Here is an 18,759-nt window from a genome sequence, read left to right on the forward strand (position 1 = left end):
AATTGGCTGTTTTGGAATGTTTGATGTCGTAAATGAATTAGCGTGTGCTACACGTCCGTTGTATCTGGCGCCGATACAATTCACCGCCTAGGATACGCCGCATGTTTTCAGGGAGACTTTTGATGAATAAGACATTGGTTTTGTGCGCACTGAGCGCAGGTTTGCTACTCGCCGGTTGTCAGTCGGTCAACACCACCAGCGGTGGCGCAGTGGGCGTTGAGCGCAAACAGTACATGTTCAGCATGCTGTCGACTGACGAGGTCAACCAGATGTACGCCCAGTCTTATCAAAAGACCGTCGGCGAGGCGAGCAGTAAAGGCGTGCTGGACAAGACCAGTAGCGAGGCCAAACGTGTCCAGGCCATTGCCGACCGGCTGATTGCCCAGGCGCCGATTTTCCGACCGGATTCGGCCCAGTGGAAGTGGGAGGTCAACCTGATCAAGAGCGACGAGCTCAACGCCAACTGCGGGCCTGGCGGCAAGATCATTTTCTACACCGGCCTGATCGACAGCCTGCAACTGACCGACGATGAAATTGCCGCGATCATGGGTCATGAAATTGCCCACGCCCTGCGCGAGCACGGTCGTGAAGCGATGTCCAAGGCGTACGGCATCGAAATGGCCAAGCAGGGCGCCGGTGCCTTGTTCGGTCTGGGTCAGGACAGCCTGGCACTGGCGGATACCGTGGCCAACTACGGCATGACCTTGCCCAACAGTCGCGCCAATGAAAACGAGGCGGACCTGATCGGCCTGGAACTGGCGGCTCGCGCCGGTTACAACCCGAACGCCGCGATCACCCTGTGGAACAAGATGACCAAGGCCTCGGAAGGTTCGCCGCCGGAGTTCATGAGCACTCACCCGGCGTCGTCAAGTCGTATTGCTTCGTTGCAAGCGGCGATTCCGAAAGTCATGCCGCTGTACGAGAAAGCCAAGAAATCCTGAACCGATGATCGTTCCCACGCTCTGCGTGGGAATGCATCCTGTGACGCTCTGCGTCACGACGTTAAAGCGGACGCGGAGCGTCCAAGGCGGCATTCCCACGCAGAGCGTGGGAACGATCGGTGTCTGGGGTCAGACCCACCCGCTGCTCTGCATCGCCTTGTACACAGCGACAATGGCGAGGATGAAGAACGCCGACGCCGCCAGGCGACGGATCAGGGTGAGCGGCAATTTATCCGCGGCAAAGTTACCCGCCAAAACCACCGGCACGTTGGCAATCAACATCCCGGCAGTGGTGCCGATAATCACCAGCCACAGTTCCGGGTATTGCGCAGCAAGCATCACGGTGGCGACCTGGGTCTTGTCGCCCATTTCCGCAAGGAAAAACGCGATCAACGTGGTCAGGAACGGTCCGAATTTGCGGGCGGTGCTGGCTTCGTCGTCGTCCATCTTGTCCGGCACCAGGGTCCACAATGCCGTCGCGGTGAAGCTCGCGGCGAGGATCCAGTGCAGCGTCGCATTCGAGAAGAAACTACCGACCCAGGCACCTACCGCACCGGCTGCCGCGTGGTTGGCCAGGGTTGCAGCGACGATACCGGCGATGATCGGCCAGGGTTTGCGAAAGCGAGCGGCGAGAATGAGCGCGAGCAGTTGCGTCTTGTCGCCGATTTCGGCCAAGGCAACGATTGCGGTGGGAACGAGTAGAGAGTCCAACATCAGGGTTTTCCTAAGGGGCGGGTCGACACGGCTATGACACGTACAGCCTTCCCGCCCCGGGTAAGGTGTTCGTGTCATAGGTCTTGTCAAACCCTGCGATCCGTCTGATGCGGACGCTTGGGTCGCATACGCCATGGTCTGTTGACCAAGTATGTTGACGTATGCCGGACGAGCATGGCGCTCGTGGGAGACTACTCCCCTAGGACGGAGCGGATTCTGCCTAGGCAAATCCGATTGGGCAAGCCTCTTTTTTAAAAAGAAGGCCTAGCCGCGTTTGGCTCGATAGATTCTGAAACCCTGTCCTTCAGCCTTGATTGCGCACACCCCGAGGTGCTCTTCGATCAGCGGCTGGTACTTCAGGAAGCTGTTCGCCACCAAGCGCAGTTCGCCTCCGTTTTTCAGATGTTTGGCTGCTTTTCGCAGCAAGTTCTCGGTAGCGAAGTAGTCGGTGTGAACGCCGACATGGAACGGTGGATTGCTCAGAATTGCACTCAAGCCCATCGGTGCAGCGTCGATGCCGTCACCGGTAATCACGTCAGCTTCCAGACCGTTGGCAGCCAATGTCAGGCGACTGCTGGCGGCGGCAAAGGCATCAACGTCGAGCAAAGTGACCTGGTTGTGTGGATAACGACGTTTCACGGCCGCACCCAATACGCCCGCGCCACAACCAAAATCCAGCAAATGGCCGCTCGGCAATTTGTCCAGATGCTCCAGCAACAGCGCGCTGCCGCGATCCAGCCGACCGTGGCTGAACACGCCCGGCAGGCTGATGACTTTCAACGGACCTTCGGCTAGCGGCAACTCATAAGTCTCGGCCAGGCTTTCCAGCGATTTGGCTTCTGGCGCAGTGGCCACGGTGACCTGCCAGAGCTGGCAATGCCGCGCGCTGTCGAGCTTGCGCGGTTTGCCGAAGGGGTTCAGTTGCTTGGCCGCGCCTTCGATGCCGCTACGTTTTTCACCCACCAGATACAGTTCACGACCGGCCAGTTTAGAGGCGAGGGCGTTGAGGATGTAGTCGGTCAAATCCTTGGACTTGGGCAGAAACACCACGGCGGTGTCGAACGCGCGCTCCGATACAGTCACACCGAAATGGCTGCGCTCGGCGAAGCGGGCGTCCAGCGCTGCTTGATCGCCGGCATGCCAGCACCAGCCATGAGCGTCGGGCAGACGGCCCAGCAGATCATCGGCGGGCAAACCGGCCAGCAGCACCGAACCCTGGAATAACTCGGCCTGACGAAGCAGTACTTCACTGCGCGGATCCATACTCTGCTCCTGTGAAAAAAGTGCCGCAGTCTATCAACTGACGACCCGCAGCGCTTTACCGCTGAAGTATCCCTGCGCGTTTTCGGTCAACTGGCCCACGATCCGCTGGCGTGCCTCGCGACTGCCCCAGGCGTTGTGCGGGGTGACAATCAGCCGTGGAATGTCATGGGCCAGCAGCGGATTGCCGGCGGTCGGCGGCTCGACACTCAACACATCGGTGGCCGCCCCCCCCAGGTGACCGTTGCGCAAGGCATCGGCCAGCGCCTGCTCGTCGATCAAACCACCGCGTGCGGTGTTGACCACGAACGCACCGGGTTTCATCGAGGCCAGCTCACGGGCTCCGATGAAGTGGCGGGTGTGTTCGTTGAGCGGACAGTGCAGGGTCAGCGCGTCGATTTGCGGCAGCAGCTCATCCAGCGGCAAACGATCCGGTCGGGCAGGGCGCCCGGGAATCTGTCCGAGCAGTACGCGCATGCCAAAGGCTTCGGCCAGTCGTGCGACCGCGCCGCCCAGTTCGCCATGACCGAGCAGACCGAGGGTTTTGCCTTCCAGTTCGACAATCGGATAATCCAGCAGACAGAACTGTTTCGCTTGCTGCCACCGACCTTCGCCGACAGCCTTTTGATAATCGGCCAGGCGCGTTGCCAGATTGAGCAGCAACATAATCGTGTGCTGCGCCACCGACGGCGTGCCGTAACCCTGGCAGTTGCAGACGGTAATCCCGTGGGCGCGGGCAGCCGCGAGGTCAACGTTGTTGGTGCCGGTGGCGGTGATCAGGATCAGCTTCAACTCGGGGCTGGCAGCGATGGCGGCGGCATCGATCAGGATCTTGTTGCTGATGGCGACGGTGGCGCCCTTGAGGCGTTCGATCACCTGATCCGGCGTGGTCTGGGCGAACAGCTGTAAGTCGCTGAAACACTCTCGCAGCGGGCTGAGGTCGAGGTCGCCCAGGTCCAGGGACGGGTGGTCGAGGAAAACGGCGCGGTGAGTGTTCGTCATCAACTGTACCTTTTGTGCAATGAACTGAAGGCGTAATCTGCCGAGCCTACCAGATGAAACAAACAGTTACGCTTGGCCAAAAGGATCCCCCCATGTACTGGACAGAGTTTTTGACCGTTGCCCTGATTCACTTGCTGGCCGTGGCCAGCCCCGGCCCGGATTTTGCCGTGGTGGTGCGTGAGAGCGTGACCCATGGGCGTCGCGCGGGTACCTGGACGGCGCTGGGTGTCGGCACGGCGATTTTCCTGCACGTTGGCTATTCGCTGCTCGGCATCGGCCTGATCGTGTCCCAATCGATCGTGTTGTTTAATGCCCTTAAATGGGCTGCCGCCGCGTACCTGCTGTACATCGGCTTCAAGGCCTTGCGCGCGCAACCGGCCAAACCGGTGACTGACGATCTACACAAGGAAGCAGGCGAGCGCACGGCTCGCGGCGCCTTCACGTCGGGTTTCGTGACCAACGGTCTGAACCCGAAGGCGACGCTGTTCTTCCTCTCGCTGTTCACCGTGGTGATCAATCCGCATACACCGCTGGCGGTACAGGCTGGCTACGGCGTCTACCTCGCGGTGGCCACCGCTGTGTGGTTCTGCCTGGTGGCGATGCTGTTCAGCCAGCAGCGTGTGCGCGCCGGTTTCGCCCGCATGGGCCACTGGTTCGACCGGACCATGGGCGCGGTATTGATCGCCATCGGTGTGAAACTTGCGTTTACCGAAATGCACTAGAGGCCCTGGGATGCGGCTAGCGATGTAATACCAGCCGCTTGAAGCGTTTGAAGGTGGTTCTATTGAGGTGCCGCCAGGGAATCGAGCGCAACAGCTGCCAGGCTTCTTTCTTGTCTTCGACGACGGCATATTTGAGAGCCTTGTTCACCAGTTTGGTGCGGGCGCTGTGGTAGCCGGGATGGTTCGCGTACGGTGCGATGGCCTCAAGGTCGGCCTGGAGCAATATCCGGTATTTTCTCGACAGGTTGTTGGCATGGCGGCGATAGCGAGTCATGCAGACCGGCAGTTCATGGATCTCATAGCCCAGCCGGGCAATCCGCAACGTCATCTGGAAGTCCTGAACCCGCAGCTTCGGCGCGTAGAATTCGGCACTTCGCATGGCTTTCATGCGATAGAGCGCAACTGGGGCACCGATTACGACGGCACCTCTGAGGACCTGATCGAAGTTGTAGGTGTGGATCTGGTCGCGTTGCTGCTGCTTGATGGTGTTGCCATCGCTGTCCATGTAGCTGATCAGCGCGCCGACGCAGCCGACATTCGGGTGCTGGTCCAGGTATTCGGCGCGAATGCGCACCGACTCCGGCAGCATGATGTCATCCAGGTCCGGGGTCGACACATAGACACCTTTGGCATATCGCAAGCCGTGGTTGAGCGCCGCACTCACACCCTGGTTCGGTTGCGAATACAGCTGGAAGTCATAGGTTTGTTGTAATCGCTTGAGTATGGCGAGGCTGTCGTCGCTGGAGCCATCGTCCACGATGATGACTTCGATGTTCGGGTAGTCTTGGGCGAAGATGCTCTTGATAGCGTCTTCCAGGTACTTTTGCGCGTTGAAACAGGGCGCCACGATGGACACCAGGGGCGCTTGTGTGGAGGGGCCGTTCTCGGGGGTGATCAGTTCAATACTCATTGTTGTATGCAATACCGATGGCGTGTGACCAGACAGGTCTAGTGAGCAAGATCTTTCTCTTGAAGATGAGGTGGAGGGTCGGGTGACTTGGGGCAACTGTTCGGCTGCCAACCGATCGGCTCATCGTGTCCGTATGTTACGTAGGCTCACAGACAAGTGTTGCGCGCATGCGTTGCAACGTTTTACAGCGCAGGTCCCTAATTCCCGACGAAACACGTCAAGTAGTGGCGCAAAGCTAGCATTTTGCCCGGATCTGCAAATCATTCCTTTGGCTGATTTGGCTGGCGTTCAAGGGCACTAAAGTGCTTACTTTCAGCCACGACCGTGCAGTCAGAAAAGGGACTCTTATGTTGCAGACTCGCGTTATCCCCCCAGCCGAAGGCGCTTACCAGTATCCGTTGCTGATTAAACGGCTGCTGATGTCCGGCGCTCGTTATGAGAAAACCCGCGAGATCATTTACCGCGACCAGTTGCGCTACAGCTATCCGACCCTGATTGAACGGGTTGCAAGGCTGGCCAACGTGCTGACGGCGGCCGGCGTCAAGGCTGGCGATACCGTGGCGGTGATGGACTGGGACAGCCATCGTTATCTGGAATGCATGTTCGCCATCCCGATGATCGGCGCGGTGATCCACACCATCAACGTGCGCCTGTCGCCGGAACAGATCCTCTACACCATGAACCACGCCGAGGACCGCTTTGTGCTGGTCAACAGCGAGTTCGTCGGGTTGTACCAGGCCATTGCCGGGCACCTGACCACGGTGGAGAAAACCCTGCTGCTGACCGACTTGCCGGAGAAAACTGCCGACGTGCCGAACCTGATCGGCGAGTACGAACAGTTGTTGGCGGCCGCGAGCACGCAATACGACTTCCAGGACTTCGACGAAAATTCGGTCGCGACCACGTTCTACACCACCGGCACCACCGGTAATCCCAAAGGCGTGTACTTCACTCATCGGCAACTGGTGCTGCACACCATGGGCGTGTCGACCATCATGGGCGCCATCGACAGCGTGCGTTTGCTGGGCACCAACGACGTCTACATGCCGATCACCCCGATGTTCCATGTGCACGCCTGGGGCCTGCCATATGTGGCGACCATGCTCGGGCTCAAGCAGGTCTATCCCGGCCGTTACGACCCGGAATATCTGGTGGAGCTGTGGCGCAAGGAAAAGGTCACCTTTTCCCATTGCGTGCCAACCATTCTGCAAATGATCCTTAACTCCAAGGCCGCGCAAGGCGCCGACTTTGGTGGCTGGAAAATCGTGATCGGCGGCAGTGCGCTGAACCGTGCGCTATACGAAGCGGCCAAGGCCAAGGGCATTCAACTGACCGCTGCTTACGGCATGTCGGAAACCGGGCCGCTGGTGTCGTGCGCACACCTCAACGATGAGCTGATGGCCGGCACCGAAGACGAACGCACCACGTATCGGATCAAGGCCGGTGTGCCGGGGCCATTGGTGGAAGCGGCAATCGTCGACACCGATGGCAACTTCCTGCCCGCCGATGGCGAGACCCAGGGCGAACTGGTGCTGCGTGCGCCGTGGCTCACCGAGGGCTATTTCAACGAGCCGCAAAAGGGCGCCGAGCTCTGGGCCGGGGGCTGGCTGCACACCGGTGACGTAGCGACCCTGGACAGCATGGGTGTGATCGATATTCGCGACCGGATCAAAGACGTGATCAAGACCGGCGGTGAGTGGATCTCCTCACTGGACCTGGAAGACCTGATCAGTCGCCACGTGGCGGTACGCGAAGTAGCAGTGGTGGGGATTGCCGATCCGCAGTGGGGCGAGCGTCCGTTCGCACTGCTGGTGGTCCGCGAAGGCCATGTGATCGGGGCGAAGGAGCTGAAGGAACACCTCAAGCCATTCGTGGAATTGGGGCACCTGAGCAAGTGGGCCATCCCGAGCCAGATCGCTCTTGTTACTGAAATTCCCAAGACCAGTGTCGGCAAGCTCGACAAGAAGCGCATTCGCGTCGACATCACTGAATGGCAAGCCAACAACAGCACCTTCCTCTCGACGCTTTAAGCGTCATTTGGCGTGCCCGAAAGGGCACGCCAGCCCCACCAAGCAAGCGCTTGGCTTGTTAAATTTGAATTTTCAGCCATCCTTGCCGGGCCGACAGGTGTCGGCACGGCAAAGGACTGTTCCAGAGTGGCTGGCAGCTGCAAATCACACTTTAGAGGGATCAAGCAGTACTACCTGCTGGCTATAGTCCGCTCAAGGATTTTTAAGAACGGAGCAAACGCACAAACCGGGGCGATGCATCTTTGGAATGACTTAGGGACACCTTGGCTCCCAGTCATCCACAGCGTTTTTAGAAGTGCTCACTGCCATAAAAATAATGCACATGGAGTAGCGTCGATGACATCAGTAAACCAGTTCTGGCGCCGGGCGAAACTGCCCCTGGCGGTCAGTCTTGCCTCTACGCTCGCCGGGCCAGCATTCGGCGTCAGTTTCAACGTTGGTGAAATCGAAGGTCAGTTCGACTCGTCCCTGTCGATCGGTGCCAGTTGGTCTACTGAAGGTGCCAACAAGAACCTTATCGGCGTCAACAATGGCGGGCATGGCCTGTCCCAGACTTCCGACGATGGTCACTTGAACTTCAAGAGCGGCGAAACGTTCTCCAAGATCTTCAAGGGCATCCATGACCTTGAATTGAAATACGGCGACACCGGCGTTTTCGTCCGTGGCAAATACTGGTACGACTTTGAACTCAAGGACGAAAGCCGCGAGTTCAAGGACATCAGCGACAACAACCGCAAGGAAGGCGCCAAGTCCTCCGGCGGCCAAATCCTCGACGCCTTCGTCTACCACAACTACGCCATTGCCGATCAGCCGGGTTCCGTGCGTCTGGGCAAGCAAGTAGTGAGTTGGGGTGAAAGTACCTTCATCGGCGGCGGTATCAACTCGATCAACCCTATCGACGTGTCCGCGTTCCGTCGCCCCGGTGCCGAGATCAAGGAAGGCCTGATCCCGGTCAACATGTTCTACGTCTCGCAGAGCCTCACCGAGAACCTCTCGACCGAAGCCTTCTACCAGCTCGAATGGGACCAGACCGTTGTCGACAACTGCGGCACCTTCTTCTCGCAACCGGACGTGATTGCGGATGGCTGCGACAACAACCTGGCCGTACTGCGCACCCGTAACGGACTCAACAGCGCATTGACGGCTGCGGGGCTGCCGGCTTCGCTGCGTAATGCCAGCATCAACACCCTCGCTGCCAATGGCGTGACGTGGGGTAACCCGGATGAAGGTGTCATCGTTCGTCGCGGTCCGGATCGCGATGCCCGTGACAGCGGTCAATTTGGCGTGTCCTTCAAATACATGTTCGATCCGCTGGACACCGAGTTCGGCGCCTACTTCATGAACTACCACAGCCGTGCGCCGATTTTCAGCGGCAAAGGTGCTCCGGCGAGCGCTTACAGCGCGGCGGGCCTGGTGGGTTCATTGAGGGCTGCGGGTGTTCCGGCCGGTGTCGCGGCAGGCCTGGCCCCGACCTTGCTGCCGTTGGTGGTGGCCGGTAACTCCAGCTACTACGTCGAGTACCCTGAAGATATTCGCCTGTATGGCTTGAGCTTCTCCACCACGTTACCTACAGGTACGGCGTGGAGTGGTGAAGTCAGCTACCGGCCGAATGCTCCGGTTCAGCTCAACACCACCGACATTCTCTTTTCCGGTCTGACGCCCCTGAACCCTAACGTTTCCGTGCTCCAGGGTACGCCAGGGCAGGATCAAAAAGGCTATCGCCGCAAGGAAGTGACTCAGCTCCAGACGACCCTTACTCACTTCTTCGACCAGGTGATGGGCGCCGAGCGACTGACCCTGGTGGGCGAGGTCGGTTTTACTCACGTTGGCGGTCTGGAAAGCACTTCCAAAGCGCGTTACGGTCGTGATCCGAGCTACGGCCCTGGCCCATTGCCAAGTGGTCAATGCGTGGCATTGAACACCTCTACCCTGGCAGGCGGTGCGCAAAACAACGTGAGCCGCTACTGCGAAAACGACGGATTCACCACCGCAAACTCCTGGGGCTACCGCGGTCGTGCCATCTGGGAATACAACGACGTATTCGCCGGTGTGAACCTCAAGCCGAACGTGGCCTGGTCCCATGACGTGGAAGGCTACTCGCCTGGCCCTGGCGGCAACTTCGAGGAAGGTCGCAAAGCGGTCAGCCTGGGCGTTGATGCCGAATACCAGAACACCTACACCGCGAGCCTGGCGTACACCAACTTCTTCGACGGCAAGTACACCACCGTCGACGACCGCGACTTCGTTGCGCTCAGCTTCGGCGTGAACTTCTAAGCACTGCATTATCAGGACGAACACACCTATGAAAATAACAAAGAGTCTGTTCCACGTCGGTGTTCTGGGACTTTCGCTGCTGGCGACCGGTGTCATGGCGGCGGTCCCTGCGGCCGAAGCGGACAAACTGGGCAAGAGCCTGACCCCGATGGGCGCCGAGATGGCGGGCAACGCTGACGGGTCTATCCCGGCCTGGAAACCAATGGCGAAAAACGCCGGCACCGCCGACAGCAAAGGTTTCCTGTCCGACCCGTACGCCAGTGAAAAACCGCTGTTCACCATCACGGCGCAGAACGTCGACCAGTACAAGGACAAGCTCGCACCGGGACAGTACGCGATGTTCAAGCGCTACCCGGAAACCTTCAAGATGCCGGTCTACCCGTCCCATCGCGGCGCGACCGTGCCGGATGCCGTGTTTGCCTCCATCAAGAAAAACGCCACCGCCACGAACCTGGTGTCCGGCGGCAACGGCCTGGAGAACTTCGAAACGGCGGTACCGTTCCCTATTCCGAAAACCGGCGTCGAAGTCATCTGGAACCACATCACCCGCTATCGCGGTGGCAGCGTGACCCGCCTGGTAACCCAGGCTACGCCACAACCGAACGGCTCGTACAGCCTGGTGTACTTCCAGGATCAGTTCGTGTTCCGCGACAAGATGAAGGATTACGATCCGGCGAACCCGGGCAACATCCTGTTCTACTTCAAGCAGAAAGTGACCGCGCCAGCACGTCTGGCCGGTGGTGTGCTGCTGGTGCACGAAACCCTCGACCAGGTTAAAGAACCGCGTTCGGCGTGGGTCTACAACGCCGGTCAACGGCGCGTGCGTCGCGCGCCACAAGTGTCCTATGACGGGCCGGGTACTGCGGCGGATGGCCTGCGTACCTCCGACAACCTGGACATGTACAACGGCGCGCCGGATCGTTACGACTGGAAGCTCGAAGGCAAGAAAGAGATGTACATCGCCTCCGACAGCTACAAGCTCGACTCGCCTCAACTCAAGTACGACGACATCATCAAGGCCGGTCACATCAACCAGGACCTGGCTCGTTACGAGCTGCGCCGGGTCTGGCATGTGGTAGCGACCTTGAAGGAAGGTCAGCGTCACATCTACGCCAAGCGTGACTTCTACATCGACGAAGACACCTGGCAGGCGGCTGTGATCGATCACTACGACGGTCGTAATCAACTGTGGCGTGTGGCGGAAGCTCACTCCCAGAACTACTACAACGTTCAGGTGCCGTGGTACACCCTGGAAACCTTGTACGACCTGCAATCGGGCCGCTACCTGGCACTGGGCATGAAGAACGAAGAGAAATCGGCGTATGACTTCGGCTTCACCGCCACCACCAGCGACTTCACCCCGGCCGCGCTGCGCCAGGATGGTGTTCGCTAAGCGGTACTCAACAGAGGCCGCATCCTCGAAAAACGCCCCGACTGGTTCGGGGCGTTTTTTTTGAATTTCATAAAGGTCGTGTAGCAGCTGTCGAGCTTGCGAGGCTGCGTTCGGCTCGGTCCGCGCTCGGGCGCAGCAGTCGTAAAACCTGAATGCAAGGTTGTCCTGGAACACCGCAGCGCTCGATTTCACGACTGCTTCGCCCGAGCGCGGACCGAGCCGAACGCAGCCTCGCAAGCTCGACAGCTGCGAGGGCGGTGTGACTATCGGGTTTGCTCGACACTTCTGCTTGTATTCTTTTTGTAGCCATTTGTAGCAATAACCTTCATTCCGTCTTCGTTTACCGCTAGGCTGCGGACATCTGCAACGCCGCCAACCGCCATTCAAACAAGAGCCGGCCATGACTGATCTGTCCCCACCCCCGGGCCCTGCAAGCGTTGCCGTCGCGGCACTGGACGGGCGCTTTTTTCGGCCTCCGTTGCCCGACGGCCATGTGCTGCGGCCTCGTCTGTGCGAGCGCCTGAGTGCGGGGCTCGGTGGCAGGCTATTGCTGGTCAGCGCACCGGCGGGGTTTGGCAAAAGTTCGTTGGCAGTGGAGTTCTGTCAGGGCTTGCCGGCTCACTGGCAAAGTCTGTGGCTGGGGTTGAGTCCGCGAGACAGCGATCCAGGGCGTTTTCTTGAGCGGTTGCTCGAAGGCCTCCAGGACTATTATCCGCAACTCGGCAGTCAGTCCCTGGGACTGCTGAAAATGAGGCAGCGCCATCAGCCGTTTGCCTTTGAAGAATGGCTGGACGGTTTGCTCGATGAGTTGGCTGTGCACCTGGTATCGAGTACGCCTTTGCTATTGGTGCTTGATGACTACCATCTGGCGCAGGGCCCGGTTCTCGACCGCTGCCTGCAATTTTTCCTCAATCATCTGCCTGACGGCTTGCTGGTCATGGTCACCAGTCGGCAGCGGCCGGACTGGCATCTGGCGCGTCTGCGGCTGTCACGGCAACTGCTCGAGTTGAATGAACAGGACTTGCGCCTGACTCACGACGAAGCCTTGACCCTGCTTGATCGTCATAGCAGTTCCTTGCGCGGCGAAGCGCTGGAGAGCCTCATCCAGCGCAGCGAAGGTTGGGTCGCCGGGCTGCGTTTCTGGCTGCTGGCGGCGTCCGAAGCGGGCACCCAGGGTGCTTTGCCGCAGACGCTGCATGGCGGGGAAGGGCTGATCCGCGATTACCTGCTCGAAGAAGTCATCGATTGTCTGCCCGCCGAGGTGCAGTCATTCCTTTACGACACCGCACCCCAGGAACGCTTTTGCAGCGAACTGTGCGACGCCGTTCGCGAAGCCCATGACAGCGCCGAGATCCTGGGTTTCCTGCTGGCGCACCAGGTGTTCCTGGTACCGCTGGACGAACAGGGTCACTGGTATCGCTACCACCATTTGTTCTCCGACCTGCTGCGCACCCGGCCTACCGCGCAGGCGATGGTGCCGGCGGCCAGCCTGCACCTGCGCGCCTGTCGATGGTTCAATGCCCAGGGGCTGCTCGATGAGGCGGTCGAGCAGGCGTTGCGTGCCGGGCACCTGGATGTCGCGGCGAACCTGGTCCAGAACCTCTCCGAAGAACAACTGCTGGCCGAACAGAACGTCGGCATGTTGCTGCGCTGGAAGATGGACTTGCCCGACAGCCTGCTGATCAGCACGCCACGGTTGATCGTGCTGTACAGCTGGGCGTTGGGGCTGGCTTGTCAGCTGGACGCCGCCGAGGAACTGGCCAGTCATTTGAGCCGCTTCCTGCCGGCCCCGTCAGCCACTGCGCAAAAATCCATGCTGGCGCAATGGCTGGCCCTGAGCGGAATCATCGCTCGCGGGCGCGGCAATCGCGAGCTGACGTTGCTCTATTGCACCGAAGCGCAGGAGAGCCTGCCGGCCAAACGCTACGGGCAACGCCTGATGTGCCTCTCGACCCTGTCCAACCTGGCCATTGCCGACGGCGACTTGTGGCGAGCACGCGGGTTGAACCGTGAGTCTCTGGAGTTGGCGCAACGGGTGGGCAACCCGCTGTTCGAAGCGCTGGCCCATTACGACCGCGCTCGCGTGCTGCAAGCGCGAGGGGAAATCCTTCGTTCGCTGGATGAAGTGCGTCAGGGGCTGCAACGCCTGCAAGGGTTATCCCCGCAACGGCTCTATGCGGTGCGCGCTCGGCTGACCTTGTACGAGGGCTTTTTACTGGCCCTGCGCTTGCAACCGCAAGCTGCACGGGCACGTTTGCAAGCCGGTTTGAGTGAAGCACGAGCCTGTCGCGACATCAGCGTATTGATCGGTCACTGCGTGATCGCCAGGCTCGAGGGCAGCAGCGGCGAATTCGCCAAAGCCTTTGCCGAACTCGCCGAAGCCGAGCGCTTGATGCACATCTGGGACGTACCGCCGATTTACTACCTGGCGATGATCACGCTGGTCAAATGCGAGCTCTGGCTAGCCCAGGGTCGTACCGATCTGGCCGAAGCCTGGCTCGCTCGCTTGGGCCAGACCTATAACGGCGAACACGCTGCAGCGCCTCCGGAGTTCCATCCGCAACTGCCGCTGCATATCGAGTTGCAGCAGGCCTTGCTGGAGGTCATTCAAGGGCAACCGATGCGGGCCGAAGGACGATTGAATGCGTTGCTTGAGCATGGGCAGCAAACCGGCAGGCAGATGCTCAGCGTAATGGCGTTGACTCAGAAAGTGACGTTGTTGCTGGGGAGCGGGCGCGAACCCGAGGCCCGCAAAACGTTGGCTCAAGCCCTGGAGGCGGCGGCCGGTGGTGTGCTGCAACCGTTTGACGGGTTGTTGGCTGAACATCCGGACTGGCTGCGTAACCAACTTCAACTCGGTGTGCCGACTCCTGTTTCATTGAGCCTTTCAGAAAAACTTCCGGCAGTGATAGCCCGTCCCGCAACGGAGTCATCCGCCGCGGCGGAACAACTCAGTGCGCGGGAAATGGCCGTCCTGCGACTGATCGCCCAGGGCTGTTCGAATCAGGAAATCAGCGATCAGCTGTTTATTTCGCTGCACACGGTGAAAACCCATGCCAGCCATATCAACAGCAAGCTTGGGGTGGAGCGGCGTACGCAGGCGGTGGCGCGGGCGAAGGAGTTGGGGGTGTTGGGGTAATCGTAAGGAGCTGTATATTGGACCACTTCTCATCCCTGAACTCAGAGAACGCAGACGATGGTATTAGGATGCCGGACGAGTGGATAGAATCATAAAATCGTTTTTAACAAAGAAGAAACTAAACCGGAAAAAGTTTTTGTCGAAACGAAATCAAATAGTTAGTTCGCTTTTTAATCGCAGCAGAATCATTCGCTCGATGTTACCTAGATTGCACTTGATTCTCAATACGCACTGGATAATTGCTTGTAATCTATAAGGGTCTGATTGTTAAAAGTTTCTGCAGTTAATGTTCTAGCGAGCTTTTGTTCGACGTCTAAAGCCTCCGTAATCTTCCCGGAAAAAATAAATCTGGAGTATTTTTCTACGAGTTTTGTATCGTTGGCGAGTAGTGAGAATGGGATGTCGAGTGTTCTAAGTCTTCCTAGGGATATATAGTTAGCTCCGCTTCCTGAGTTTTCGAAGTTTGCATCGGCCCCTAGCAGCACAGAAACACGGAGCATAAGTAGCAGTCGAGCGGATGAGATTCTATTTTTGACTAAAGGAGATATTGCAATTAGACAATCACTGTATGGCGTGTCCATAGGACCCATATACACAGAAAAGCTCGCGCTCGCGGATCTGCATACACGTTTAATAACTATGTCGTATTTGCTTAGCGTAGCAGAACTTTTAATTAAACCGTCCAGTGGTTTTGCTGTGGCAATGTGGGATTTGAAGTCGGTAGAGTGATAAACTGATTTTATATTGCCTGTGGCTCCAACAGTCCCTCGAGTTATTCTGCTTATTTCAGAAAGTGATGTGCTTCCGAGTCGTGCTAGGTGTTTTTTGTAAGTTATCAGTCGTTTGAGATGATCTGGGTCTAGGTAATAATCGTACGTATGAAGCTGTGCGGAATTTATGAGTTGTTTGGCATGGGTTTCAGAATGTAATTGTAATGTGTAGTTGTTCTCTCGAGCTCTTTCGACACAAAGTACATAAAACCCCCCCTCTACTTTGCTAAAGGAGAACTTCGGGAGTTTATAAATAGAGGATATTTTATAGTGAGTGGCTAAATGTATTCTTAGCCATTTCATTTTATCTCCTGTCATGATCGACGGCGGTAGAATGAAAATCGCCTTGCCTCCTAGGCTCAAGTGATCTAGGCACTTGAGGACAAAAGCAGCCTCAACTGGCATTTTTTTACCGTTGTAACTTACATGGTGAGCAAGATTATTGTTAAATGGAGGGTTGGATAGTATCAAATCGTAATGAGAGTCCAAGGTAGAACTCAAAAAATCTGCGCACCATAATTGAGTTTTTGATGCGTTTGCAAATGTAGATACTTTGTCTAGGTTTTCTTGACTTATATCAAATGCTACTAACTTTCGATAGTTTTCATCTAGCGCCCGAAGTAATGCGCCGTCTCCTACAGCCGGCTCGAGGACGCACTGATGATGCCCAGAAGCTTCAGCTTTAATTATGGTTTGAACAACAGCTTCAGGCGTTGGGAAGAAACAATTCCTCAAGAAAGGAACCCTCGAACTAAATGAATGCTTGCAATACCTTTCGATCTATTGAGTGATCGAGCTGGGTGATCATACAGCAATGAGGAGTTTTTATCATCACAAAGAAATTTTATTGCTCCTATACTCATGGGTTTTGGCCCAAGCGGCACGAGAAAAAATGTTTCTCTTGTGAACTTCTGACGCAACTCTTCGAGTAGCCGTGAAACTCCATAAATGTTCGTTGCGCCGCAGAACAAGAATGAGTCTTGAAGGCTGTTTTCTAAGATTGATCGTGCACTACTGAGTAGAGAATTTTTATCCCATCCAAATTTAAAGGCGGGAACTCCAAAAACTAAGTTGCACTCTTTTCCCGATAGCTCGGATAGCTCAAGTGCATTTTTAAATCGGTCTCCCTCATAGCCCATAAAAAAAATAAAAAGCTTTGGATCGTCTGTTGGAATTGCCTTGGATATACCAGGGATGCCTGCTTCTTCAAATCCGAGTAAGCTCTCAGACAAATTATAGTTCTTTTCCCCATTAGTTGAGTCGTGAGAATATTCTGACGGTTCCGCATAAATGACATCAAAACTCACTATGCCGGCGCCTTTCAAGCCTACGCAAATTATGGCTAGCTCCGCTACGTCGAAAGAAGTTGCGTCAATAATAATACTGAGTCCGACGAATTTTTTTAATGCTTCTTCTATGTCATGTAGCTCTAGTATTTCCATTGAAAGGTTAACTTGCATCTCTAAACGGTCGTACTGAAAGATATGAACTTCATCACAAGATTCTTTGAAAAAAGTCCTGATTTCTTTGTCTCGCTCATCAGCGTGTTTCCCGTGAATCGCGATGTTCCATCGATACTCGGCAATTTCTGGCAAAGAACTGTATTCAATAATTTCCATTAAAAAAGTCCTTTTTGGTAAAAACTATCCTGGCCTTCGGTATCTTCTATTAGATCAAGCTTCTTCTTTCTGGCGTTACGGATGCTCTCGAATTCCGCTTCAGATTCGGCGATGATGGAACTCAGTTCCTCTGGTTCAAAGTATGTTTTTCGAATTTTTCTATAGCTTATAAAAAAGTAAGGGGTGTAAATAGGGTTTAGCACCCAGTCACTATCGTCCTTTATATCTAGACTTTTTCCCTTGGTCGAATCCGTTCTATAGAGAATTCCCCATTTTTCAGCTTCTTTAAGGAAATCTTGCTCTTCTGAGTTAAGAGTTAGAAAACCTCCCTTTATATTGAAATGGGTTATTTCAGGTTCGCTTTGTGAATTTCGCTCTTGAAATAGACCAAATACTTCACCCAGTCTGCCGCAGAAAATCTTTAGCCTTTTTCCGTGGGGCATGAAACTTGAAATTTCTCTGAAAAGTATTTCGCTGGTTTGCATTGCCGAAATATGTTGCGCCCGACAATCAATGCTTAGGTTTTCAGAGCTTTTCAGTGTGAAATTTGAGAATGCTGTTCGGCATAACTCAAGAAAATGTCGCATATTTGCGTTGGATAAGAGTACATATACGTCGAAGCCTGCGTAGAAGGTTGACTCGGTTTTAAAAGAACGAATAAGTTTTAGGTAGCTACCGATGAAAAAGTTTTGAACCCAAGAAGTGGTACCTGTAAATTTATTATCTTTATCCTCTCGTAAATTTTTTAGTTGGAGTGCAATGTCATCAGGGCTAAGTTTCTTTCTGAATATTAATGAAGACGCAACTATCGACGCTTTTTTATAGTTGGTATCGATGAACAAGTCAGGACTCAGATTTGAAGATTTGTTTTTTAGGCCGATAGTTAATTCGTTTCTCAGTTTCTTTAAAAGTTTCGGGTCTGAAAAAATCTCTTCGGCTAAACCTTCATGAGTTTTACCCGGGAGTAAACTCTTTGCTGCAGCCAATACGCGTTCTTGATACCCACTCTCTAATCGCTTTTCTAAATCAGCGATTGAATTTAGCTGGGCGCCACCAAAAATTTCTTTATATTTGGCATCACTTTTAGACAGTCTTAAAAATAGAATCTCTGCTGCAAAACACTCAAATGATTCCTCTGCGAGTCGATTGTCTAGATTTTCAATCGTGTAATCGTGTTTGTATGAAAGTGATTCGTTTCCGGTTGTTTCTGAGTAAGGCACGCCGTTGAGTTTCGCCGCGATATTGAATATTAGCGGAGGTTCGGAATGCTTCATGCGCGTATTAATAATGAGCTGTTGGTATTTTAGTAGGTTTTCGTATTCGTCAAAGTAAACTTTAAATTTTAGTTCTCTAGGGGCTACTTTCTCTTTTACTTCATTAATTAGGTCGGTCAGGGCGGAGTCTGGAAGTATTAGCAAGTCATCAATCATTCTCGGGTTTGCAACCGCAAGTTCGCATAATTTCCTTTGATTTCTAAACTCTTCAAACAATGCCTGGATTGTGCCGCTAAAGTTGTCGCCATAAATTTTAAGCGATAGCAGTTCTAAGTTGTTGACGTCAAAGCTTTCACCTTCCGAGTAACTTGCGCTTGATATTTTGAGAAGTGCGCTTGTTGCTTCTGTCAGCAGGCAGACATTGATATAGTGTGAAAAAATTGATTGCCACTTGTGCTCCTCAAGACCTCTTTTCTGTAGTTGCCTAAGGAACTGTGTGTCGGCTCTCAAGTATAGCCCAATGGCTTCAAGCTCTGATAAAGGGATATTAGTTCTTTTGTCTGAAAAACGGCTGTGGTAGGAAAGGTATCTTAAAAGCATCGTTTTGCCACAACCTCTTCCTCCTTCAATTCTAAGAGGGAAGCTGCTATTGAAGTCGATTTTTTTATAAAAGTAAGGAAGTACGAAGTCTTCCCATACATCCATTCCAATGTGTTCACTTCTGTTGTTTGCCAGCACGGCGCTTAAGCTGTCTTTATAGTTGAGCTCCAT

Annotated in this window: 13 protein-coding genes and 1 riboswitch; of the genes, 6 read left to right on the forward strand and 7 right to left on the reverse strand. The window is 55.2% G+C overall.

The annotated features are described in order from the left end of the window. Positions 1-122: 122 nt before the first annotated feature. Positions 123-941: a M48 family metallopeptidase gene (locus ACYZT5_RS29730; RefSeq protein WP_462048517.1), complete on the forward strand. Its 819-nt coding sequence runs from the start codon at positions 123-125 to the stop codon at positions 939-941. Between the two features lie 129 nt (positions 942-1,070). On the opposite strand, the gene ACYZT5_RS29735 is transcribed toward ACYZT5_RS29730, so the two are convergent. From ACYZT5_RS29735 to ACYZT5_RS29745, 3 genes are all read right to left on the reverse strand, one after another. Further along, on the reverse strand, positions 1,071-1,655 hold the full coding sequence (locus ACYZT5_RS29735; protein ID WP_008155932.1) for a TMEM165/GDT1 family protein: 585 nt from the start codon (positions 1,653-1,655) through the stop codon (positions 1,071-1,073). Positions 1,656-1,743: 88 nt separating this feature from the next. After that, positions 1,744-1,868: riboswitch (yybP-ykoY riboswitch) on the reverse strand. 51 nt (positions 1,869-1,919) lie between these two features. Next, a complete protein-coding gene (locus tag ACYZT5_RS29740; RefSeq protein WP_462044302.1) occupies positions 1,920-2,918 on the reverse strand; it encodes a methyltransferase in 999 nt (332 codons plus the stop codon). Between the two features lie 33 nt (positions 2,919-2,951). Continuing rightward, positions 2,952-3,917 (reverse strand): 2-hydroxyacid dehydrogenase, encoded by a 966-nt coding sequence (locus tag ACYZT5_RS29745; protein ID WP_462048518.1) that lies wholly within the window; start codon positions 3,915-3,917, stop codon positions 2,952-2,954. A gap of 92 nt (positions 3,918-4,009) precedes the next feature. Here ACYZT5_RS29745 and ACYZT5_RS29750 point away from each other — a divergent pair, with 92 nt between their 5' ends. Continuing rightward, positions 4,010-4,639 (forward strand): LysE family translocator, encoded by a 630-nt coding sequence (locus ACYZT5_RS29750; RefSeq protein ID WP_462048519.1) that lies wholly within the window; start codon positions 4,010-4,012, stop codon positions 4,637-4,639. Positions 4,640-4,655: 16 nt separating this feature from the next. Here the strand turns inward: ACYZT5_RS29750 and ACYZT5_RS29755 are convergent, their stop codons facing one another. Then, positions 4,656-5,549, reverse strand: coding sequence for a glycosyltransferase family 2 protein (locus tag ACYZT5_RS29755; RefSeq protein ID WP_462048520.1), 894 nt, complete (start codon positions 5,547-5,549; stop codon positions 4,656-4,658). A gap of 347 nt (positions 5,550-5,896) precedes the next feature. Here ACYZT5_RS29755 and ACYZT5_RS29760 point away from each other — a divergent pair, with 347 nt between their 5' ends. The 4 genes from ACYZT5_RS29760 (at position 5,897) to ACYZT5_RS29775 (ending at position 14,385) form a co-directional block, all read left to right on the forward strand. After that, positions 5,897-7,579, forward strand: a complete 1,683-nt coding sequence (locus ACYZT5_RS29760) for a fatty acid--CoA ligase (RefSeq protein ID WP_462048521.1) — start codon at positions 5,897-5,899, stop codon at positions 7,577-7,579. Positions 7,580-7,915: 336 nt separating this feature from the next. Beyond that, positions 7,916-9,853, forward strand: a complete 1,938-nt coding sequence (locus ACYZT5_RS29765) for a DUF1302 domain-containing protein (RefSeq protein ID WP_462048522.1) — start codon at positions 7,916-7,918, stop codon at positions 9,851-9,853. A 28-nt stretch (positions 9,854-9,881) separates the two neighbouring features. Beyond that, on the forward strand, positions 9,882-11,246 hold the full coding sequence (locus ACYZT5_RS29770) for a DUF1329 domain-containing protein (RefSeq protein ID WP_033061304.1): 1,365 nt from the start codon (positions 9,882-9,884) through the stop codon (positions 11,244-11,246). Positions 11,247-11,646: 400 nt separating this feature from the next. Then, entirely contained in the window at positions 11,647-14,385 is a 2,739-nt protein-coding gene (locus ACYZT5_RS29775) for a LuxR C-terminal-related transcriptional regulator (protein WP_462048523.1), read from the forward strand. A gap of 221 nt (positions 14,386-14,606) precedes the next feature. On the opposite strand, the gene ACYZT5_RS29780 is transcribed toward ACYZT5_RS29775, so the two are convergent. Genes ACYZT5_RS29780 through ACYZT5_RS29790 form a run of 3 tightly spaced genes read right to left on the reverse strand, consistent with a single transcriptional unit; the run spans position 14,607 to position 18,759 of the window. Then, positions 14,607-15,890: an N-6 DNA methylase gene (locus ACYZT5_RS29780; protein WP_462048524.1), complete on the reverse strand. Its 1,284-nt coding sequence runs from the start codon at positions 15,888-15,890 to the stop codon at positions 14,607-14,609. Then, positions 15,887-16,774, reverse strand: a complete 888-nt coding sequence (locus ACYZT5_RS29785) for a hypothetical protein (protein ID WP_462048525.1) — start codon at positions 16,772-16,774, stop codon at positions 15,887-15,889. The genes ACYZT5_RS29780 and ACYZT5_RS29785 overlap by 4 nt, the downstream gene beginning before the upstream one ends. Further along, entirely contained in the window at positions 16,774-18,759 is a 1,986-nt protein-coding gene (locus ACYZT5_RS29790) for an ORC-CDC6 family AAA ATPase (RefSeq protein WP_462048526.1), read from the reverse strand. Before ACYZT5_RS29790 ends, ACYZT5_RS29785 begins: the two co-directional genes overlap by 1 nt.

The organism is Pseudomonas sp. LB3P14 (genome assembly GCF_054898045.1).